13 protein-coding genes are annotated in these 16,742 nt (G+C 61.1%); 8 read left to right on the top strand and 5 right to left on the bottom strand.

Going from position 1 to position 16,742, the window contains the following annotated elements:
• Nucleotides 1-127: 127 nt before the first annotated feature.
• Together JQ600_RS08435 and JQ600_RS08430 are read right to left on the bottom strand one after the other, a co-directional pair.
• Complete coding sequence (locus JQ600_RS08435; protein ID WP_212391377.1) at nt 128-1,399, bottom strand: cytochrome P450; 1,272 nt, start codon at nt 1,397-1,399, stop codon at nt 128-130.
• A 107-nt stretch (nt 1,400-1,506) separates the two neighbouring features.
• A complete protein-coding gene (locus JQ600_RS08430; RefSeq protein ID WP_212263473.1) occupies nt 1,507-2,793 on the bottom strand; it encodes a cytochrome P450 in 1,287 nt (428 codons plus the stop codon).
• Between the two features lie 233 nt (nt 2,794-3,026).
• On the opposite strand from JQ600_RS08430, the gene JQ600_RS08425 reads away from it, so the two are divergent.
• The 3 genes from JQ600_RS08425 to JQ600_RS08415 all read left to right on the top strand — a co-directional run bounded on the left by JQ600_RS08425 (nt 3,027) and on the right by JQ600_RS08415 (nt 6,561).
• Entirely contained in the window at nt 3,027-4,199 is a 1,173-nt protein-coding gene (locus JQ600_RS08425; protein ID WP_192736591.1) for an isovaleryl-CoA dehydrogenase, read from the top strand.
• A gap of 73 nt (nt 4,200-4,272) precedes the next feature.
• Complete coding sequence (locus JQ600_RS08420; RefSeq protein WP_312017244.1) at nt 4,273-5,433, top strand: DUF898 family protein; 1,161 nt, start codon at nt 4,273-4,275, stop codon at nt 5,431-5,433.
• Between the two features lie 3 nt (nt 5,434-5,436).
• Entirely contained in the window at nt 5,437-6,561 is a 1,125-nt protein-coding gene (locus tag JQ600_RS08415; RefSeq protein ID WP_212391376.1) for a M48 family metallopeptidase, read from the top strand.
• 21 nt (nt 6,562-6,582) lie between these two features.
• Here JQ600_RS08415 and JQ600_RS08410 read toward each other — a convergent pair whose 3' ends face one another.
• The gene (locus JQ600_RS08410; protein WP_212391375.1) at nt 6,583-7,581 is read right to left on the bottom strand and encodes a LysR family transcriptional regulator; all 999 of its coding nucleotides are present in this window, start codon (nt 7,579-7,581) and stop codon (nt 6,583-6,585) included.
• Nucleotides 7,582-7,740: 159 nt separating this feature from the next.
• Here JQ600_RS08410 and JQ600_RS08405 point away from each other — a divergent pair, with 159 nt between their 5' ends.
• The 5 genes from JQ600_RS08405 to JQ600_RS08385 all read left to right on the top strand — a co-directional run bounded on the left by JQ600_RS08405 (nt 7,741) and on the right by JQ600_RS08385 (nt 15,152).
• A complete protein-coding gene (locus tag JQ600_RS08405; protein WP_212391374.1) occupies nt 7,741-8,742 on the top strand; it encodes a tripartite tricarboxylate transporter substrate binding protein in 1,002 nt (333 codons plus the stop codon).
• Nucleotides 8,743-8,755: 13 nt separating this feature from the next.
• On the top strand, nt 8,756-9,598 hold the full coding sequence (locus tag JQ600_RS08400) for an alpha/beta fold hydrolase (RefSeq protein WP_212391372.1): 843 nt from the start codon (nt 8,756-8,758) through the stop codon (nt 9,596-9,598).
• 170 nt (nt 9,599-9,768) lie between these two features.
• Nucleotides 9,769-11,526 (top strand): adenylate/guanylate cyclase domain-containing protein, encoded by a 1,758-nt coding sequence (locus tag JQ600_RS08395; protein ID WP_249135766.1) that lies wholly within the window; start codon nt 9,769-9,771, stop codon nt 11,524-11,526.
• A gap of 637 nt (nt 11,527-12,163) precedes the next feature.
• On the top strand, nt 12,164-12,895 hold the full coding sequence (locus JQ600_RS37210) for a class I SAM-dependent methyltransferase (protein ID WP_409363345.1): 732 nt from the start codon (nt 12,164-12,166) through the stop codon (nt 12,893-12,895).
• Nucleotides 12,896-13,265: 370 nt separating this feature from the next.
• On the top strand, nt 13,266-15,152 hold the full coding sequence (locus JQ600_RS08385) for an adenylate/guanylate cyclase domain-containing protein (RefSeq protein WP_212391370.1): 1,887 nt from the start codon (nt 13,266-13,268) through the stop codon (nt 15,150-15,152).
• A 6-nt stretch (nt 15,153-15,158) separates the two neighbouring features.
• On the opposite strand, the gene JQ600_RS08380 is transcribed toward JQ600_RS08385, so the two are convergent.
• Both JQ600_RS08380 and JQ600_RS08375 read right to left on the bottom strand, forming a co-directional pair.
• Complete coding sequence (locus JQ600_RS08380; protein ID WP_212391368.1) at nt 15,159-15,650, bottom strand: YHS domain-containing (seleno)protein; 492 nt, start codon at nt 15,648-15,650, stop codon at nt 15,159-15,161.
• A gap of 228 nt (nt 15,651-15,878) precedes the next feature.
• Entirely contained in the window at nt 15,879-16,550 is a 672-nt protein-coding gene (locus JQ600_RS08375) for a hypothetical protein (protein ID WP_212391366.1), read from the bottom strand.
• Nucleotides 16,551-16,742 lie beyond the last annotated feature (192 nt).

The following is a 16,742-nucleotide window of genomic DNA, read 5'->3' as shown; positions in this document are numbered from 1 at the left end:
ACGCCCAAGGTCTAGCCGAAAATACCGCAGCGCGGCCTTCTCATCTGGTTCAAGCTGCCATGCCGCGATGTTATAGGGGCGCCAGTAAAGCCTTTGGCGTTGATAGCCTGAGGCGAATTGAGCTCGCTCAAGAAATTCTGACCGGCAGCGATTCGATGCCGCGCACAAAACTGGAATAGACCCGCTTCGGCTCGCCGACCACCTCGATACGGTCAAAACGCTTCAGCATTTCCTGCCACACGATTTTCAGCTGCAGCTCGGCCAGCCGCATGCCGACGCAGCGGTGGATGCCGAAGCCGAATGACAGGTGGGTACGCGGCCGGGCGCGGTCGATGATGAATTCGTCGGGCTTCTCGATAGCCTCTTCGTCGCGGTTGCCGGAGACGTACCACATCACGACGCGGTCACCCTTTGCGATCTTCTTGCCGCCGATTTCGGTATCGACCAGCGCGGTGCGCCGCATATGCGCCAGCGGCGTCTGCCAGCGGATTACTTCCGGCACCATGCTGTCGATCAATGCCGGATTGTCGCGCAGCTTCTGGTACTGCTCGGGATGCTCGTTCAGCGCCAGCACCGAGCCGCTCATGGTGTTGCGGGTGGTGTCGTTGCCGCCGACGATCAAGAGGATGATGTTGCCCATCAGATTATCGGGGTCCATGTGGCGCGTCGCCTCGCTATGGGCCATCATGGACAGCAGATCGTTGCGCGGCTCGCTGTTGACGCGCTCATTCCAGAGCTTTGAGAAATAGGCGTAGCATTCGTCCATTTCCTGCCGTCGCTGTTCCGGCGATTCCACAACGCCGCTCTTGGGCAGCGCGGTCGAGACGTCGGACCAGCGCGTCAGCTTGCGGCGTTCTTCCCAGGGGAAGTCGAACAGCGTCGCCAGCATCTGCGTGGTCAGTTCGATCGAGACGCGGTCGACGAAGTTGAAGGTCTCGTTGCGCGGCAGGCCATCAAGCACCTTGCAGGCGCGCTCGCGGATCAGCTTTGCCAGCTCATCGAGATGCGTCGGCGTAAACATCGGCGATACGGTCTTGCGCTGCGACGAATGCCGCGGCTGGTCCATCGCAATAAAACTCGGATAGTCGTAGCCGGGCGGCACGTCGCGGATCGAGATACCGCCGAGCGTCGAGTCGGAGGAGAAGATGCCGTGGTTGGTGTCGACATGCATGATGTCGTTGTATTTGGTCACCGACCAGTACGGCTCGATCGGCGCGTTAGTGCAGTAATGCACCGGCTCTTCCTTGCGCAGCCGCTCGAACCACGGCCACAACGTATCGTTCTGGAACAGCTTTGGCGCACCTGGGTGAAATTCGCTGAGCGGCGTCGAATAGGCCTCCTCGCGCGCGGCGCGCAGGAGCTCTTGTCTGTCGCCTCGGATCGCGGTCAGGACGTTCATCGTCAGTCATCCCCTGGGTGCAAGGAAACGCAATAGGAAATGTATTAGACTATAACTTGCAGACGCTCGATGCGCAAAGCCCGTGCCGATTTGGGCGGAACTGCTGGCTAGCCGACGATACGGGCGGGCAGGGTCTCGTAACCCTTGACAAAGCTTGAATAAACCCGCTTCGGCTCATCCATCACCTCGATCTTGTCGAAGCGCTTGAGAATCTCTTCCCAGATAATCTTCAATTGCAGTTCCGCCAGCCGTAGGCCTACGCAGCGGTGGATACCGAAGCCGAAGGAGATGTGGGTACGGGGTCGGGCGCGGTCGATGATGAACTCGTAGGGGCGATCGATCACCTCTTCGTCGCGGTTGCCCGAGACGTACCACATCACGACCTTGTCACCCTTCTTGATCTGCTTGCCGCGGAACTCGATATCCTCGAGCGCTGTGCGCCGCATATGCGCCAGCGGCGTCTGCCAGCGGATCACCTCGGGAACGAAGCTGTCGATCAGCGCGGGATTGTCGCGCAACTTCCTGTACTGGTCGGGGTTCTTACTCAGCGCATAGATGCTGCCCGACAGCGTGTTGCGGGTGGTGTCATTACCGCCGACGATCAAGAGGATCAGATTGCCGAGGAAATTCTTCGGGTCCATGTCGCGCGTGGCTTCGCTGTGCGCCATCATCGATAGCAGGTCGCTCTTCGGCGGCTGGTTGATCCGGTCCTTCCAGAGCGTGGCGAAGTAGGTCGCGCATTCCAGAAGTTCGGCCTGCCGCGCCTCTTCGGTGGCGACGAGGCCGCCGGGCCCGGGTATCGTCGTCGCAATGTCGGACCAGCGCGTCAGCTTGCGGCGGTCCTCCCAGGGGAAGTCGAACAGCACCGCGAGCATCTGCGTGGTGAGCTCGATCGAGACCCGGTCGACCCAGTCGAACACTTCGCCTCGCGGCAGATTGTCGAGGCATTCGGCCGACCGCTTGCGGATGTTGATCGCAAGCTGGTCGAGATGGGTTGGCGTGAACATCGGTGCCACGGTCTTGCGCTGCGCCGAGTGGCGCGGCTGGTCCATGGCGATGAAGCTTTCGCGGCGCAGATCGGTTGCGACGTCGCGGATGGTGATGCCGCCGAGATAGGCCGCCGACGAGAACACCGCGTGGTTGGTCTCGATGTCCATGATGTCGTTGTATTTGGTGATCGACCAATACGGCCCGAACATGCTGTCCTTGCAGTAATGCACCGGCGCTTCGCGGCGCAGCCGGTCGAAATACGGCCAGAACGTATCGGTCTTGAACAGTTCGGGATCGCCGGGGTCGAACTCGGCCAGCGGCAGCGAATAAGCGCGCTCGCGTGCGGCCTTTTGCCGGGAGTCCAGTTCAATGGAATCCTGGGTGAGTTCGATGGTTCCCTGCATGGAGCGGCTCCCTGATTGTTCTCCGCGCGCCGGGATTCGCCCGGTGGCGGTATTTTGGACCGATTACAGCCGTTCGTACGTGCCGGAGCAAGGGACAGTTTTGATGCTCCGGCCGCATTGAACTTTACACCCGGTCGGGGCCGATACGGAGCCGTATCATTCCCCGTGACAAGCGCGCCTGCAGGGGTTAAGGCTTATCCCAATAACGATATTTCGCCGGAGGTCGCCCGACCATGATTCCCAATGCGTACCGGATGTTCAATTTCGACCTCGGTGAAACCGCGGATGCCATTCGCGAGACCGTGTTTGCCTTTTCGAGCAAGGAGATCGCGCCGCGCGCGGCCGAAATCGACAAGAGCAACCAGTTTCCAAGGGATCTCTGGCCCAAAATCGGCGCGCTCGGCCTGCACGGCATTACCGTCGAGGAGGAATATGGCGGCACCGGGCTCGGCTATCTCGAGCACTGCATCGCGGTCGAGGAAATGTCGCGGGCATCAGCGGCGGTCGGTCTTTCGTACGGCGCGCATTCCAACCTCTGCGTCAACCAGATCCGCCGCAACGGCAACGACGCGCAGAAGCGCAAATATCTGCCGAAACTGATCTCGGGCGAACATGTCGGATCATTGGCGATGTCGGAGCCGGATTCCGGCTCCGACGTGGTGTCGATGAAGACGCGGGCGGACAAGAAGGGCGACCGCTTCGTCCTGACCGGCAGCAAGATGTGGATCACCAACGGCCCGGTCGCCGACACGCTGGTGGTCTATGCCAGGACCGACGCCAATGCCGGCCCGCGCGGCATCACCGCTTTCATCATCGAAAAGGGCATGAAGGGATTCTCGACCGCGCAAAAGCTCGACAAGCTCGGCATGCGCGGCTCCGATACCTGCGAACTGGTGTTCGACAATTGCGAAGTGCCGGAAGAGAACGTGCTCAGCGAAGTCGGCCGCGGCGTCAACGTCCTGATGTCGGGCCTCGATTATGAACGCGCGGTGCTGGCCGCGGGTCCCATCGGCATCATGCAGGCCTGCATGGACGTAGTGCTGCCTTACGTGCATGAGCGCAAGCAGTTCGGCCAGCCGATCGGCACCTTCCAGCTGGTGCAGGGCAAGATCGCCGACATGTACACCACGATGAACGCCTCGCGCGCTTATGTGTATGCGGTGGCAAAAGCCTGCGACCGCGGCGAGACCACGCGCGAGGACGCGGCCGGCGCCATCCTCTATGCCGCCGAGAAGGCGACGCAATGCGCGCTCGACGCCATCCAGCTGCTCGGCGGCAATGGCTACATCAACGACTATCCGACCGGCAGGCTGTTGCGCGACGCCAAACTCTACGAAATCGGCGCCGGAACCAGCGAAATCCGGCGCATGCTGATCGGGCGGGAGCTGTTCGACAAGTCAGCGTAAGTGAACCGGATCACACTCCAGCCGACAAATTGGTGTAAACCCGACTTGTTGCCCGCTGCCTTGGAGTTGACCCGTGAACCAGATGAGTTGGACCCCGCTCGGGCCGCCATCGCTACCGCCGCTGCCGAAACCGCCGCCGATGCCAGTGGGGTTTTCCGGCAAGCGTGATGAATTCTTTCACCTGGTGAAGCGCGGCGCCGGGCTGGAATTGGTGACGCTGGGCTTCTACCGCTTCTGGCTCACCACCGACATCCGACGCCATCTCTGGAGCAATACCCAGATCGACGGCGATGGCGCCGAATATACCGGCCGGGGCCGGGAATTGTTGATCGGGTTCCTGGTTGCACTCGCGATCCTGGTGCCGATCTATCTGGCCTACTTTCTCGCCGGCCTCGAAGCCGAGCATTACAAGGCGTTCGCCAGCATTCCCCTGGTCGCTTTCTTCTATCTGTTCGGGCAGTTTGCGATCTTTCGCGCCCGTCGCTATCGCCTGACGCGCACGGTGTGGCGCGGCGTGCGATTCTGGATGAGTGGCTCGGGCTGGATCTATGCCTTGCAGGCGTCGCTGTGGGGCCTGCTGTCGATGGTGACTTTCGGCCTGGCGCTGCCATGGCGCACGGCGGCGCTCGAGCGCTACAAGATGCGCCATTCATACTATGGCGATCTGCAGGGGAAGTTCGAGGGAAGCGGCTGGGAATTCTTCAAGCGCGGCTGGTGGCTGTGGTTGCTCGCACCGATGGCGTTCCTGATGCCGCTGTTCGCACCCTTCATCTACGGCGCGTTCAAGGCGGTCGAATGGCGCTGGTGGCTGTCCGGCATCCGGATCGGCGGCGTGCGCCTGGAATCGGAATTGCCGCGCAGCCGGCTGATCGGCCTGTACTGGAAGGTGGTCGGCTGGATCGTCCTGCTCGGGTTCGTTTTCACGGTTTACCTCGCAGCTGCCGCGGCGCTGGTCGCCAGCATGAACGGCGAGGGATTCGGCGAGTTCTTCAAGTCGCAGGAATCTTCTCAGAGCATCCTGTTGCTGGTGCTCGCTGGCATCGGCTACCTGGTGTTCGCACTGGCGCTCAACGTCGTGATCCGCGTCTATCTGATGCGCGATCTCTGGGTGCGGGTGTTGGAATCGATCAACATCCACGGCATCGAAGCGGCTGCCAATGTTTCGGCAAGGGGTGAACTGGCCAATGCGCTTGGTGAAGGTTTTGCTGATGGCCTTGATGTCGCGGGCTTCTAGCTGATGACCGGTACCATCACGGATAGCGACGCTCCCGGTACCCCGAAATCGCCATCGGGCGGTTCGGCGATCTATTTCGACGGCAAGTCGAACCAGCGGCGCGCGGTCACGCTGCATTTTGCCGACCGGCTGGAAATCCGCGACGGTGAAACGAGCCTTGCGGCATGGGCCTATGCCGATATCCGCCGCGCCGACGGTCCCTCCGGCATGCTGCGCCTCAGTGCTCTGACGGCACCGGCGCTGGCGCGCCTGGAGATTCGCGATGCCGCGGTCGCGGCCGACCTGGTCTCGCGTTGTGCAACTCTGGATGAGAACACGCCGGGCCGCCGCGGCGTCGCCGCGATCGTCGGCTGGTCGCTCGCCGCCACGGTTTCGATCATCGCGGTGGTATTGTTCGGTGTCCCGCTCGCCGCCGATCGTTTGGCGCCGCTGGTGCCGGAGGCCTTTGAACGGCGGCTCGGCGAAGCGGCCGAAAGTCAGGTCAAGACGATCTTCGACGCCAAGGTCTGCGACAATGCGGCCGGGCAAAAAGCCTTCGTCAAGCTGATGACTGCGATACGTGAATCGGCCGGGATGGATACTTCGGTACAGTCCAGCGTGCTGTCGTCGTCGGTGCCCAATGCCTTCGCGCTGCCGGGCGGCAGGGTTTACATGTTCAACGGATTGCTGGCGAAGGCCGAGAACGCCGACGAGATCGCAGGCGTGCTGGCGCACGAACTCGGCCACCACAAGCATCGCGACAACATGCGGGGATTGATCCGCGACGGCGGCACAGCGTTTCTGGTCGGGTTGCTGTTCGGCGACATCACGGGCTCCAGCGCCCTGATCTTTGCATCAAAGACGCTCGTCACCTCGTCGCATTCGCGCGAGGCCGAGCAGGATGCCGACGGCTTCTCGATCGACGTCATGCACCGGCTGGGCCGGCCGACCAAGCCGATGGGCGAGTTGCTCGTCCGTGTCACCGGCAAGGGAGGCAAGGGCCTCTCCATCATCTCCAGCCATCCGATGAGCGAGGATCGGCTGGCGCGGATGACCCGGGAAGACCGGCCGGCCAGCAAGCCGCCGCTGCTGACGCCGGAGGAATGGCAAGCGCTGAAATCGATCTGCGATTCCGATGGCAAGATCTGACGGCTAATTCGGCGGGGCTGGTTATCTTCGTGCACTTTTCCGCGACCTTGGCGCGGCCACCGGCGCGGGCAGGGCATTGGTCGGCTTCAAATCCCACACCGCCTGCATGGCCGAGAAGGCGTGCGAAATCACCGGTTCGTGCCGCCGCGATGTCAGGCAGGCAAAGCTGAGGTCGCAGGTCACCGTCACCTTGTCGGCGATCACGAAGTTCCGCTTGCGGGTGATGCGATCGAGGGTGCAGTCGCGCGCGAGGCTGAGGCAGATGCCGGATTCGACGAAGTCGATCATGGCCTCTTCCTGGTCGGCATAGGCCACCCGCTTCGGCAGCGAGCCCATGGGGCGGAAGATATTGTCGAGCAGGCGCCGATGCGCCGAGTGCGGCGGCGTCGCGAGCCACGGCAGGCCGATCAGGTCGGGCCAGTCCTTGCCGATCACCCGGTCGCTCCATTCCGCTGGAGCAATCACCCGGTACGGGTAGCTCATCAGCGGCGCGAGCTGGTACTTTCCGTCGTCGATGTGGCGCTCGGAGAAGCTCGGGAACGACAGGGATTCCGGAGGCGTGGCGTCGACATAATATCCGACGTCGAGGTCGCCCCTGCCGATCTGCGCCAGCACGTCGTCGCTCATGCCGTAGCGCAGGAAGACTTCGGTCTGTTTCAAGGAAGTGGCGAGGCTCCGCACGAAAGGTCCAAGCCGGATGAACTCGGGATCCAGGATCGTGCCGACCCGAAGCGATCCCCGTACCGACTCGCGCAGGGAATCCGCCATCGTCTTGAAATCCGACGAGGCCGATATCGCCTTGTGCGCCAGCGGCAGCAGGGCGGCGCCGGCTTCGGTCAGGGTAAAGCCGCCCGGTGTTCGGTTGAAAAGCAACAGGCCGGTACTTTCCTCCAGCCCTTTTAGCTGCAAACTGACGGCCGGCTGGGTCAGGTTCAGCAAACTGGCCGCGCGCGACACAACGCCCTCGCGCGCCACGGTAATGAAGCAGCGCAGGGCCTGGGTACGGGGGAGGTCATTCATTTGAAAAGCTTATACACGATTTCCTTTAACTCATTAGACAAGATTTGCTCCCGCAAGTCACAAGTTTTCGTAGGCAAAACCCAGCGTTGTCGCTGGCCGGAACTCAGATCACGGCGCTTGCCGGCAATTGGGGAGGACGCGACGGAGAAATTCGCTGACATGATGTGGTGGCCCTGGTCGCGCCGTTTTGCCGGGCTGGCCCGAATCGGCGCGGTAGCCGTAATAGCTGCCCTCATGGCCGGCGTAGTTTCGCCGGCGTCGGCCGACAACTATCCCGAGCGGCCGGTTCAGCTGGTGGTGCCCGCCGGGCCCGGAAGCAGCACCGACACCATCATGCGGTCGCTGGCCCAGGTCGCAGCGCCGATGCTCGGCCAGCCGATCGTGATCCTGAACAAGCCCGGCGCCAGCGGCACCATCGGCGTCGGCTTTGTGACGAAGTCCGAGCCGGACGGCTACACCATCGGCGGGGTGCCGAGCGGCGCCATCACCATGGCCCCGCATGTTGCGGCGCAAAGCTTCCAGCAGGCCGACTACCGCATTGTCGCGATGATCACGCAGGCCGCCGGCGTGCTCTGCGTCCACCCGGATTTTCCGGCGAAGAACGCAGGCGAGTTCCTCGCCGAGCTAAAGAACAACCCCGACAAATACACCTATGGTTCGGACGGCGTCGGCGCCTTCGTGCAGTTTTCGACCGCACGGATTTTTCAACCCGAGGGCATCCGCCAGCGGATCATCCCCTTTACCGGCGCCGACCAGACGGTAACGGCCTTCCTTGCGCGCACCATCGACATTTATGGCGGCGCCATCGCCTCGATCGCGCAATTTGTCGCCGAAGGAAAAGCAAAGTGCCTGCTGCTGACCACGGCGCGGCGCTTTCCGACGCTGCCCAACGTCGAAAGCCTTGATGACGTCAAGATGGCGCCATCCCAGACATTGCTGTGGCGCGCGGTCATCGCGCCACGCGACATCCCTCAGGATCGCTCTGAAAAACTGCGCGACGTTCTGACCCGGGCGGCGCAAAGCCCCGAATTCAAGGCGATGGCGGCCAAACGCGGCGAGGAGGTCTGGGTGATCAGCGCCGAAGACGCCGCCAAATACGCGCAAAGCGAATTTGTCCAGATGGAGCAGCTCGCCAGAGAACTCCGTCTGAAACCGAACTGATGGGAGCGCCGCGATGCCGACCGTCGAAGCCGGTGACGGGACACCGTTGCACTACGCGGTTCACGACTACACCGACCGCTGGCGCAAGGCCGAGACCATCATCCTGATCCACGGCTTCGCCCGCTCGGGCGAGTTCTGGTTCAACATGGTGCCGTATCTGGCGCGGTTCTACCGGGTGATCTGTCCGGACTTGCGCGGGCTCGGACAATCGTCGCCGCTGAACGATCCGGCGCACGCGCTCTCGCTGGCCGCCTATGTCGGGGACATCGAGGCGGTGGCCGATCACGCGGGCGCACCGAATTTTCACCTGGTCGGGGAGGCGATCGGCGGCGCGATCACGCTGATTTTCGCCGCCGAACGGCCGCAGCGCCTGCGTACGCTGTCGGTGCTTGCGCCGGCGGTGTGGGCCAATGACTGGATCCGCAACGCCTATGCGGTCGGCTTTCCGAGCTGGGTCGAGGCCATCAGGGCGCTCGGCGTCGAGGGCTGGGTGCGCAAGTCGAACACGCTGGCGCGGTTTCCCGCCGGTTTCGATCCGGCCTTCATGGATTGGTACGCCAGGGAAGTAGGGAAGGCCGACGTCGACGTGGTTGCTGCGATGGTCGAGTTCGCCGGCTCCGTCGACGCCAGGCCTTACCTGCAGAAGATCAAGGCTCCCACGCTCGCACTCTATCCGACCGGCAGCAACATCTCGTCCGCCGATCAGGAAGCCGCGCTGCGCGACAACATCGCCTCCGTCCGCGTGACGCATCTCGATACGCCTTACGCGATGCTGGGAATGCTGCAGCCGCGGGCCTGCGCCGAACAGATCCTGAATTTCGTAGGCGCCCATGACGGGCTCGTTTGCCGCGAATAGCCGTTTCGCCAATCATGAATCCGAGCGGTCGGCTGCTGTCCGCCTGGGTGCCTATTCCTGACCCAATTCGGACACCGCATCAGGTACGAAGGGTGCCAGAAGCAGACGTTAGCCGAGTAGTCCGGTCACTCAATCCGTCGTACAATATGTTGTCGGTTAGGGTGCGAACCATGGTGCAGGATCGGCCAATTCGGGTCGAGCGCAGGTTGTCGGCCATAATGGCCGCCGACGTGGCTGGCTATTCGCGGCTCATGCACAATGATGAAGAAGCTACGCATGCCAAAGTTGCGGCACTTTTGATTGACGCTGTCACCCCCGCAATTGCCGAACGCGGGGGCCGGATCGTGAAGAACACGGGCGACGGGTTCTTGGCAGAGTTTCCGAGCGCGGTCGAAGCGGTTCGCGCTGCTGTCCAGTTCCAGGCCCGCATCAGGGAGCTTACAGTCGATGACTCCGAAGATAGTCGCATTATGTTTCGTGTGGGCATCAATGTCGGAGACGTAATCATCGAACCTCACGACGTTTTTGGAGACGGCGTCAATATCGCGGCTCGACTCGAAAGCATCGCAGAGGCCGGTGGGATCTGGATCTCATCGTCCGCCTACGATCATGTCCAGGACAAGATTCAGGCTGAGTTCATCGATATGGGTGAACAAAGCCTCAAAAACATCGATCGTCCGGTTCGCGCTTTTAGAGTTCTCGACGTTGCGATGCCGCGAAAACCCGCGCTTCCACGTCGGGACAAGTCCTCGATTGCGGTGCTGCCTTTCCAGAACCTTTGTGCGGACGCTGAGCAGGAGTACCTGGCTGACGGCATCGTGGAGGACATCACGATGGCGTTGTCGCTCTTTCGTTGGCTGTTTGTGATCGCGCGAAACTCAAGCTTCACGTACAGAGGCCGGACAGTCGACGTAAGGCAAGTTGGTCGCGAGCTTGGCGTACGCTATGTCCTTGTCGGTAGTGTGCGCAAAGCTGGAAACCGTATACGTATCGCAGGACAACTTATAGACACCGAAACCAGAGCGCACCTGTGGGCCGGCCGTTTCGAGGGCCCGCCCGAAGATATGTTTGACCTTCAGGACCGCGTGACAGAGGGCGTTGTGGGCGCAATCGCCTCCAAATTACAGATTGAGGAGATCAAGCGAGCCAACCGAAAGCCAACCGAGAATCTCCTGGCGTATGATTACTACCTGCGCGGAATGGCCAAGCATGATTTTGAGTCGATGGCCGCCAATCAAGAAGCGCTCCGGCTTTACCGCAAAGCGATCGATGTCGATCCCAAACTAGCCTGCGCCTACGGCATGGCAGCATGGTGCTACGTGCACCGAAAGGCGCGCGGATGGATGATCGAATCTGTCCGGGAAAGTGCCGAAGCCACGAGTTTGGCTTGGAAAGCAGTGCATCTGGGTAGCGACGATTCCGTGGCATTGTGTATGGGCGGTTATGCACTTGCTTTCATAGCGCACGAGTTCGACGCGGCCGCGACTTTCATGGACCGGGGGCTGGAAGCTAATCCGAATCATGCGTCCGCCTGGACGCTCGGTGCGTGGCTGAGGGTATGGAGAGGTGAACCGGATGTGGCGCTCGAACATGTCGCACATGCCGTTCGCCTAAATCCTCGCGATCCCGCTGGTGTTCATGGTGCAGCGGCATATGCGCATTTTCTGTTAGGCGATTACGACAGCGCGTCAGCCTGGGCCGAAACGTCCATGCGTGACAGTCCGCCTTTTCTGCTGCCAATTTGTGCGTATGCGGCAAGCAATGGGCTGGCTGGACGTCTGGAACCGGCACAACACGGCGTGGAGTTGGTACTGAAACACAGGCCCGGTTTGAGCATATCAAACTTGAAAGATCTCGCGTCATTCCGCCGGGGCGAGGATTTCGCTTTGTTCAGCGCTGGCCTACGAAAGGCTGGTCTTCCAGAGTGATCGGAGCGAAACTCGAACCAGCCCGCCCATGTCCGCTTCGGGTCAATCGCGTCGGCTTGTCCGGACATCATGATTTCTCGTCTTCTCCCGGGAGCGGACATCGTCCACGGCCGGTCGGCATGTCTAGTGCCAACAACCGACATTAGCTATGGTCAGGCATCCTGTTGCAGTATGGGAACGAATGCTAGTTGGATACAGCCGGGAGACACTGGTTGGCCTCATCGTTGCAGGCTTTGGGGTGGCCTTCATGTTGGGGGAGGCACTCCGTTATTGCCACGATGCTTCTGCTTCTAGCCTGGGTGCTGGTGATACTGGACGAAGACATGAAGTCTGGTTGAGCGAGTCAAACATTTTGAACATAGCCTTCGAGCTGTGGCGCGCAGTCCGATGGCCGTAGCGAAGTGACAGCCTGCGCGGGACTTCGGCACGCGGGCCAGCATTCTGATGATGTTGCCGACCGTCAGCCGGGCTTTACCCGTTGACTTCGAGTACTCAGCATTCTCACTTAGGCTTCGTTGGGTGCTCCAGCGCAAGGCGAACAGATGGAGTTGGCTGTGTGAGTCCACCTATTGAGCTCACAAAAACTGGACGACCGCGCCTAAACCGGCTGCGCCTGCTCGGCAGGCGCGTGATAACACTGGCCCGTGCAGCGACGCTAGTGGCGTTTGCCGCAACTCGCGCATACGCCGCTGACATTGGTCATCTGGCTCCCCCCGGAGCCGCTGCAAACGAGTTTCCCTTACCTCAGCGCCCTGTTGCGCAGATTGTCAGCCCACGCCGCTCTGCCGAAGAGCACCGCGACGCCCTGAATGAAACCGGTCAAATCGCCCGTCTTCTTGAACTAAAGCCAGGCATGACGGTCGGCGACATTGGTGCAGGCAGCGGTTATCACACGGTCAGGATCTCGCACCTCGTCGGGCCCGGAGGCTCTGTCGTTGCTCAAGACGTTACGCGGGATTACCTCGTCGAGCTCGCCCGGCGAATAGAACGACTGAAGTTGACGAACGTCAAATTCGCGCTCGGCGAACCACACGACCCGCGCTTGCCCGCTTCCTCGCTGGATGCTGCAATCCTTGTGCACATGTATCACGAGATAGCCCAACCCTATGCCTTCCTCTACAATCTCTCGTCCGCCCTGAAGCGGGGTGCGCGGGTCGGAATTGTCGACCTTGAGCTTCCGACGTCGAAACATGGCACGCCAATAGAGCTCTTGCGTTGCGAACTGACCGCCGTCGGCTATCGCGCGGTCGCCACATATAAGCTCGCAGGGGGCAGCGGATACCTGGCGGTGTTCTCTCCGCCGGAGGGAGCGGGTCGAAAATCTCCCCGGGATATCGTTGCTTGTGGGGATCGTGCCGGCACGCGCTGACCATCCGACGGTCGCCGGGGGATGCTGCAGCCGCGGGCCTGCGCCGAACAGATCGACGGAATTGTTTGCCGCGAATAGCCGTTTCGCCAACCATGAATCTGAGCGGTCGGCTGATGTCCGCTTTGGTGCCTATTCCTGACTCAATTCGGACACCGCTCAAGTCCGAAAAGTGCCCCAACAACGGACTCCTGCACCGCAGCAATTTGCAGCTCTATTTCGATCACCTCATCGGCGCCATGGCGGCAGCGAGCGCTTTCACTTCTTGCAGTAAGTTAGTGAGAGCCGGAGCGATATTGTCGAGAAACACGTACTGCACTCCGGTGGCGAATGGCGCTACAATGCTCAGTCCTGCAATTTTGGAACCTCAATTGTGTCGACGGCTCCTATAGAGCGTCACCTTACTGCGATCGTCGCGGCCGACGTGGTGGGCTATTCGCGCCTAATGGGCACGGACGAAAAAGGCACTCACTTGGCGTTGAAAGGCCATCGCAAGGAGTTGGTGGATCCGCTTATTGCCGCGCACAAAGGACACATCGTCAAGACCACAGGCGACGGCCTCCTGCTCAGGTTCCCGTCGATCGTCGAAGCAGTCTCTTGCGCAGTGGAGATGCAGAGCGGAATGGCAAAGCGCAATCGGGACATCGCGGCCGGCAACCGTATCGAATTTCGGATCGGCGTCCATATCGGGGACGTGATCGTCGACAAGGGCGACGTGTTCGGTGACGGCGTCAATATTGCGGCGCGGCTTGAGCAGATCGCGCCGCCGGGCGGCATTTGCCTGTCCGAGGACACATACCGGCAGGTGCGGGGCAAGCTCGATATAGACATCGCCGACGCCGGCGAGCAGAGCCTGAAGAATATTGCGAATCCCATCAGGGTCTATCGAATCGAGCCGTCGGTGGCGGCTATCGCCGGCGCGCTAATGCCGCCAACTGAGCGGAAACGACGATGGTCGATGCGGGCCGCAGCGGGCGCGGCGATGACGGTCGCCGCGATCCTGACGATGGTCGCATGGGTTGCTCTGTTCCGCGACCGGCCCGATGTGGCGCGGACTTCCGCCCCGTCAAAGCCGATTGCCGTCACCGCGATGCCGATCATCGCGGTGCTGCCCTTCGCCAATCAAACCGGCGACGACGGCCAAGATTATTTCGTCGACGGTGCGACCGAAGAGGTTATCAATGCCCTCGGCCGATTTAACACGTTGCGCGTGATCGGCCGCAATGCTGTGCTGCCCTATAAGAAAAGACCTGCGACACAGCAAGAGATCGCGTCCGAGCTGGGCGCAACCTACCTTGTCGAAGGAAGCGTGCGGCGCTCGGCCAGCCAGGTGCGCATCACCGCGCAACTGACCGAGTCGCGAACCGGCACGGTCCTGTGGAGCGATCGCTTCGATGGCGAGCTCGCCGATATTTTTGAGTTTCAGGACGCCATCGCGCGTCGGATCGCGGGCACGCTGGCCGCTAACATCGCCCTGGTCGAAGGCCGGCGATCGCTCGACCAGCCAAAGCCGAATCCCAACGCGTTCGATCTCGTACTGCGCGCCCGCGCCCTCGGCCATGCATCGACGCGCACGGTAAACCGGCGCTTTCGCGAGCTGATCGCTAAGGCGATCGAACTGGATCCGAACTATGCCATGGCGCGGGCTCTGCTGGCCGAAGCGCTTTACTCGCAAGCGCTTCTGGGCTGGACGGAATTCACCGATCGCGAACTTGCGCGCGGCGCTGATGAAGCCCGCAAAGCGATCGCGCTGGCGCCCGACGAGCCCGACGGACACCGCGCCCTTGGTCGCATTCATCTTGCGCGCGCCGAATACGATCAGGCGCAGCACGCGCTCAAGCGCGCGATTGAAATCAATCCGAGCGACGTCAATGCCTTGGCGGTGTGGGGTGGGGTGCAATCATTCTCGGGTCAAGTAGCCGAAGCGATCGGCTCGCTCCAGTTGGCACTGAAACTCGATCCCACGCTTGAGCCCAGCCACGTTTTCGATCTGGCACTCGCTTATTACCTCGCGCGCCAGCACGAAGATGCCCTGCGCATCGCCGAACGCGGGCTCGCGCGTTACCCGGATTTTCCCATGTTCAATTTGCCGGCCGCCGCGGCGGCCGCACAACTCGGACGCAAGGAGCAGGCGGCGCGCTATGTCGAGGCGCTCCGCCGCCGCCTGCCGTTTTTCGAAACGGACAACGTCGGGTCGCGCTTCAAGGATCCCACCCACGCCGCGTATCTACGGGACGGCTTGAAGGCGGCCGGCCTGTAAGCCCGCTCATTTTGTTTCACCCGCGCTACGCATGTAGCCCGGTACCGGCGGGGTCGGCAGGCGAGAGACTTTCAACCAGTTTTCGTCAGCTTGGCCCTTCATAACCACTGGATCAGCCTTCATCAGATCGGGGCCGATCGGCCTTCCGAACAAATACAGGCGATCGTCAACCACCAGCCACCATTCGGGATTGCCGTATACCTTTTCGCCTTTCGCAACCGACGCTGCGCACCAATTATTGTACTGCGGCAGATAGCGATCAGGGTCAGTCTTGAACATTTCGAGGTGCTTGGCCGACACAAACCGGTAGATGGCGCCGTCCCACTCGTGTTGGTATTGCGTATTGCCGACCATCGGGCGTTGCTCGGTGAAGTAGGCCACCGGGTCATAGCCCTTAAGGGCGAGGCGATCGGGGCTGGTTTGCGCAACCGCGCCTGATACCAGCAATAGCGTTGCAACAAAGCCCGCTAGAATCAGTGAAACTTTGAGTTGTTTCATTGCTCGCTCCTCTTCTGAAGCGGATCATCCACATTTTATGATTAGTATGTGCCAACGACAAGCCAAACCAGCTAAGATGTTCTCGAGTCCGTGCCGGGTCATTTTTCGGACGTCGGCGCAGTCCTAAGTGATGTCCGCATTACCCCTATGGATCGACATCGCCAGTGAGGCTCGTTACGTTCGAAAAGTGCCAGAAGCCGAAGTGGGCTCTGACAACCAATCATCCGGTCATTTGCTGTTGCTGTTGATGAAATTGGCGATCGTATCAACGGCCTCGGCCTCTATACCAAAGTAACCGTGAGCCGATTTGGCTTCGCAGGGGGAAGACTGGGGACGGTCGCCGCCGTCGACCAACGCAATCTCCGCCTTGCTACTCTTTGTCAGCCGCATCCTCAACATCGCCGCGTCGGCCGCCGGCGTCGCGCTGCAGAGGTCTTCGCTGTGCGACATGACAAGCGTCGGAACAGTGATCTCCGACAATGCCATATCTGCAACTCCCCCGGCGATGGCCCCGATGGCCGCAGAAAAGGTGCCTGCGCTGGTTCCAATCAGCCATACGGGCACAGCAGCCTCTCTTTTCAGGTAACTCACAACCGCGGCGATGTCGCCCGCATGTGAAGGGCTCACACGGAACATCATGGGCATGCCGTGCTGTTGATAATCGGAAGGAGCATCGACGACCGCCACAATGAAGTTGTGGGCAGCGAATTTGTCGCGACTGCGCACCAAGAAGTTTGCAGCCCGGGACGACGCGGTCTCCAATTCGAGCACGCCCCGTCCCCCAGCGAATAAAATGACGGCCGCTACAGGGTGGTCGGGCTTGATGAGGATGAATGCTTGAGTAGCGCTTCTCGTTGTCGGTATCGTGACAAGCGTGGCAGTATCGGCCCGCGCGGTCATGAGGTTGCTCGCCGAAAGCATTGTAAGCAAGAAAACCATCCGAAGAGAGCGAGGCATCGTGTCCCCTATCACAGTGCGAGCGCGTAGTGATTGCGTTGGCTCGTCGCTCACGAGTCCGCATTATACAGGTTCCAATAAATGACTTGATAGAGGCAGAACCGGCTTAGCCATGGCGATATCAGCCTGCTAACG

Origin of the sequence: Bradyrhizobium sp. AUGA SZCCT0176 (assembly GCF_018130145.1) — a bacterium.
GTDB lineage: Bacteria > Pseudomonadota > Alphaproteobacteria > Rhizobiales > Xanthobacteraceae > Bradyrhizobium.
This window is presented reverse-complemented; position numbering and strand designations above follow the sequence as displayed.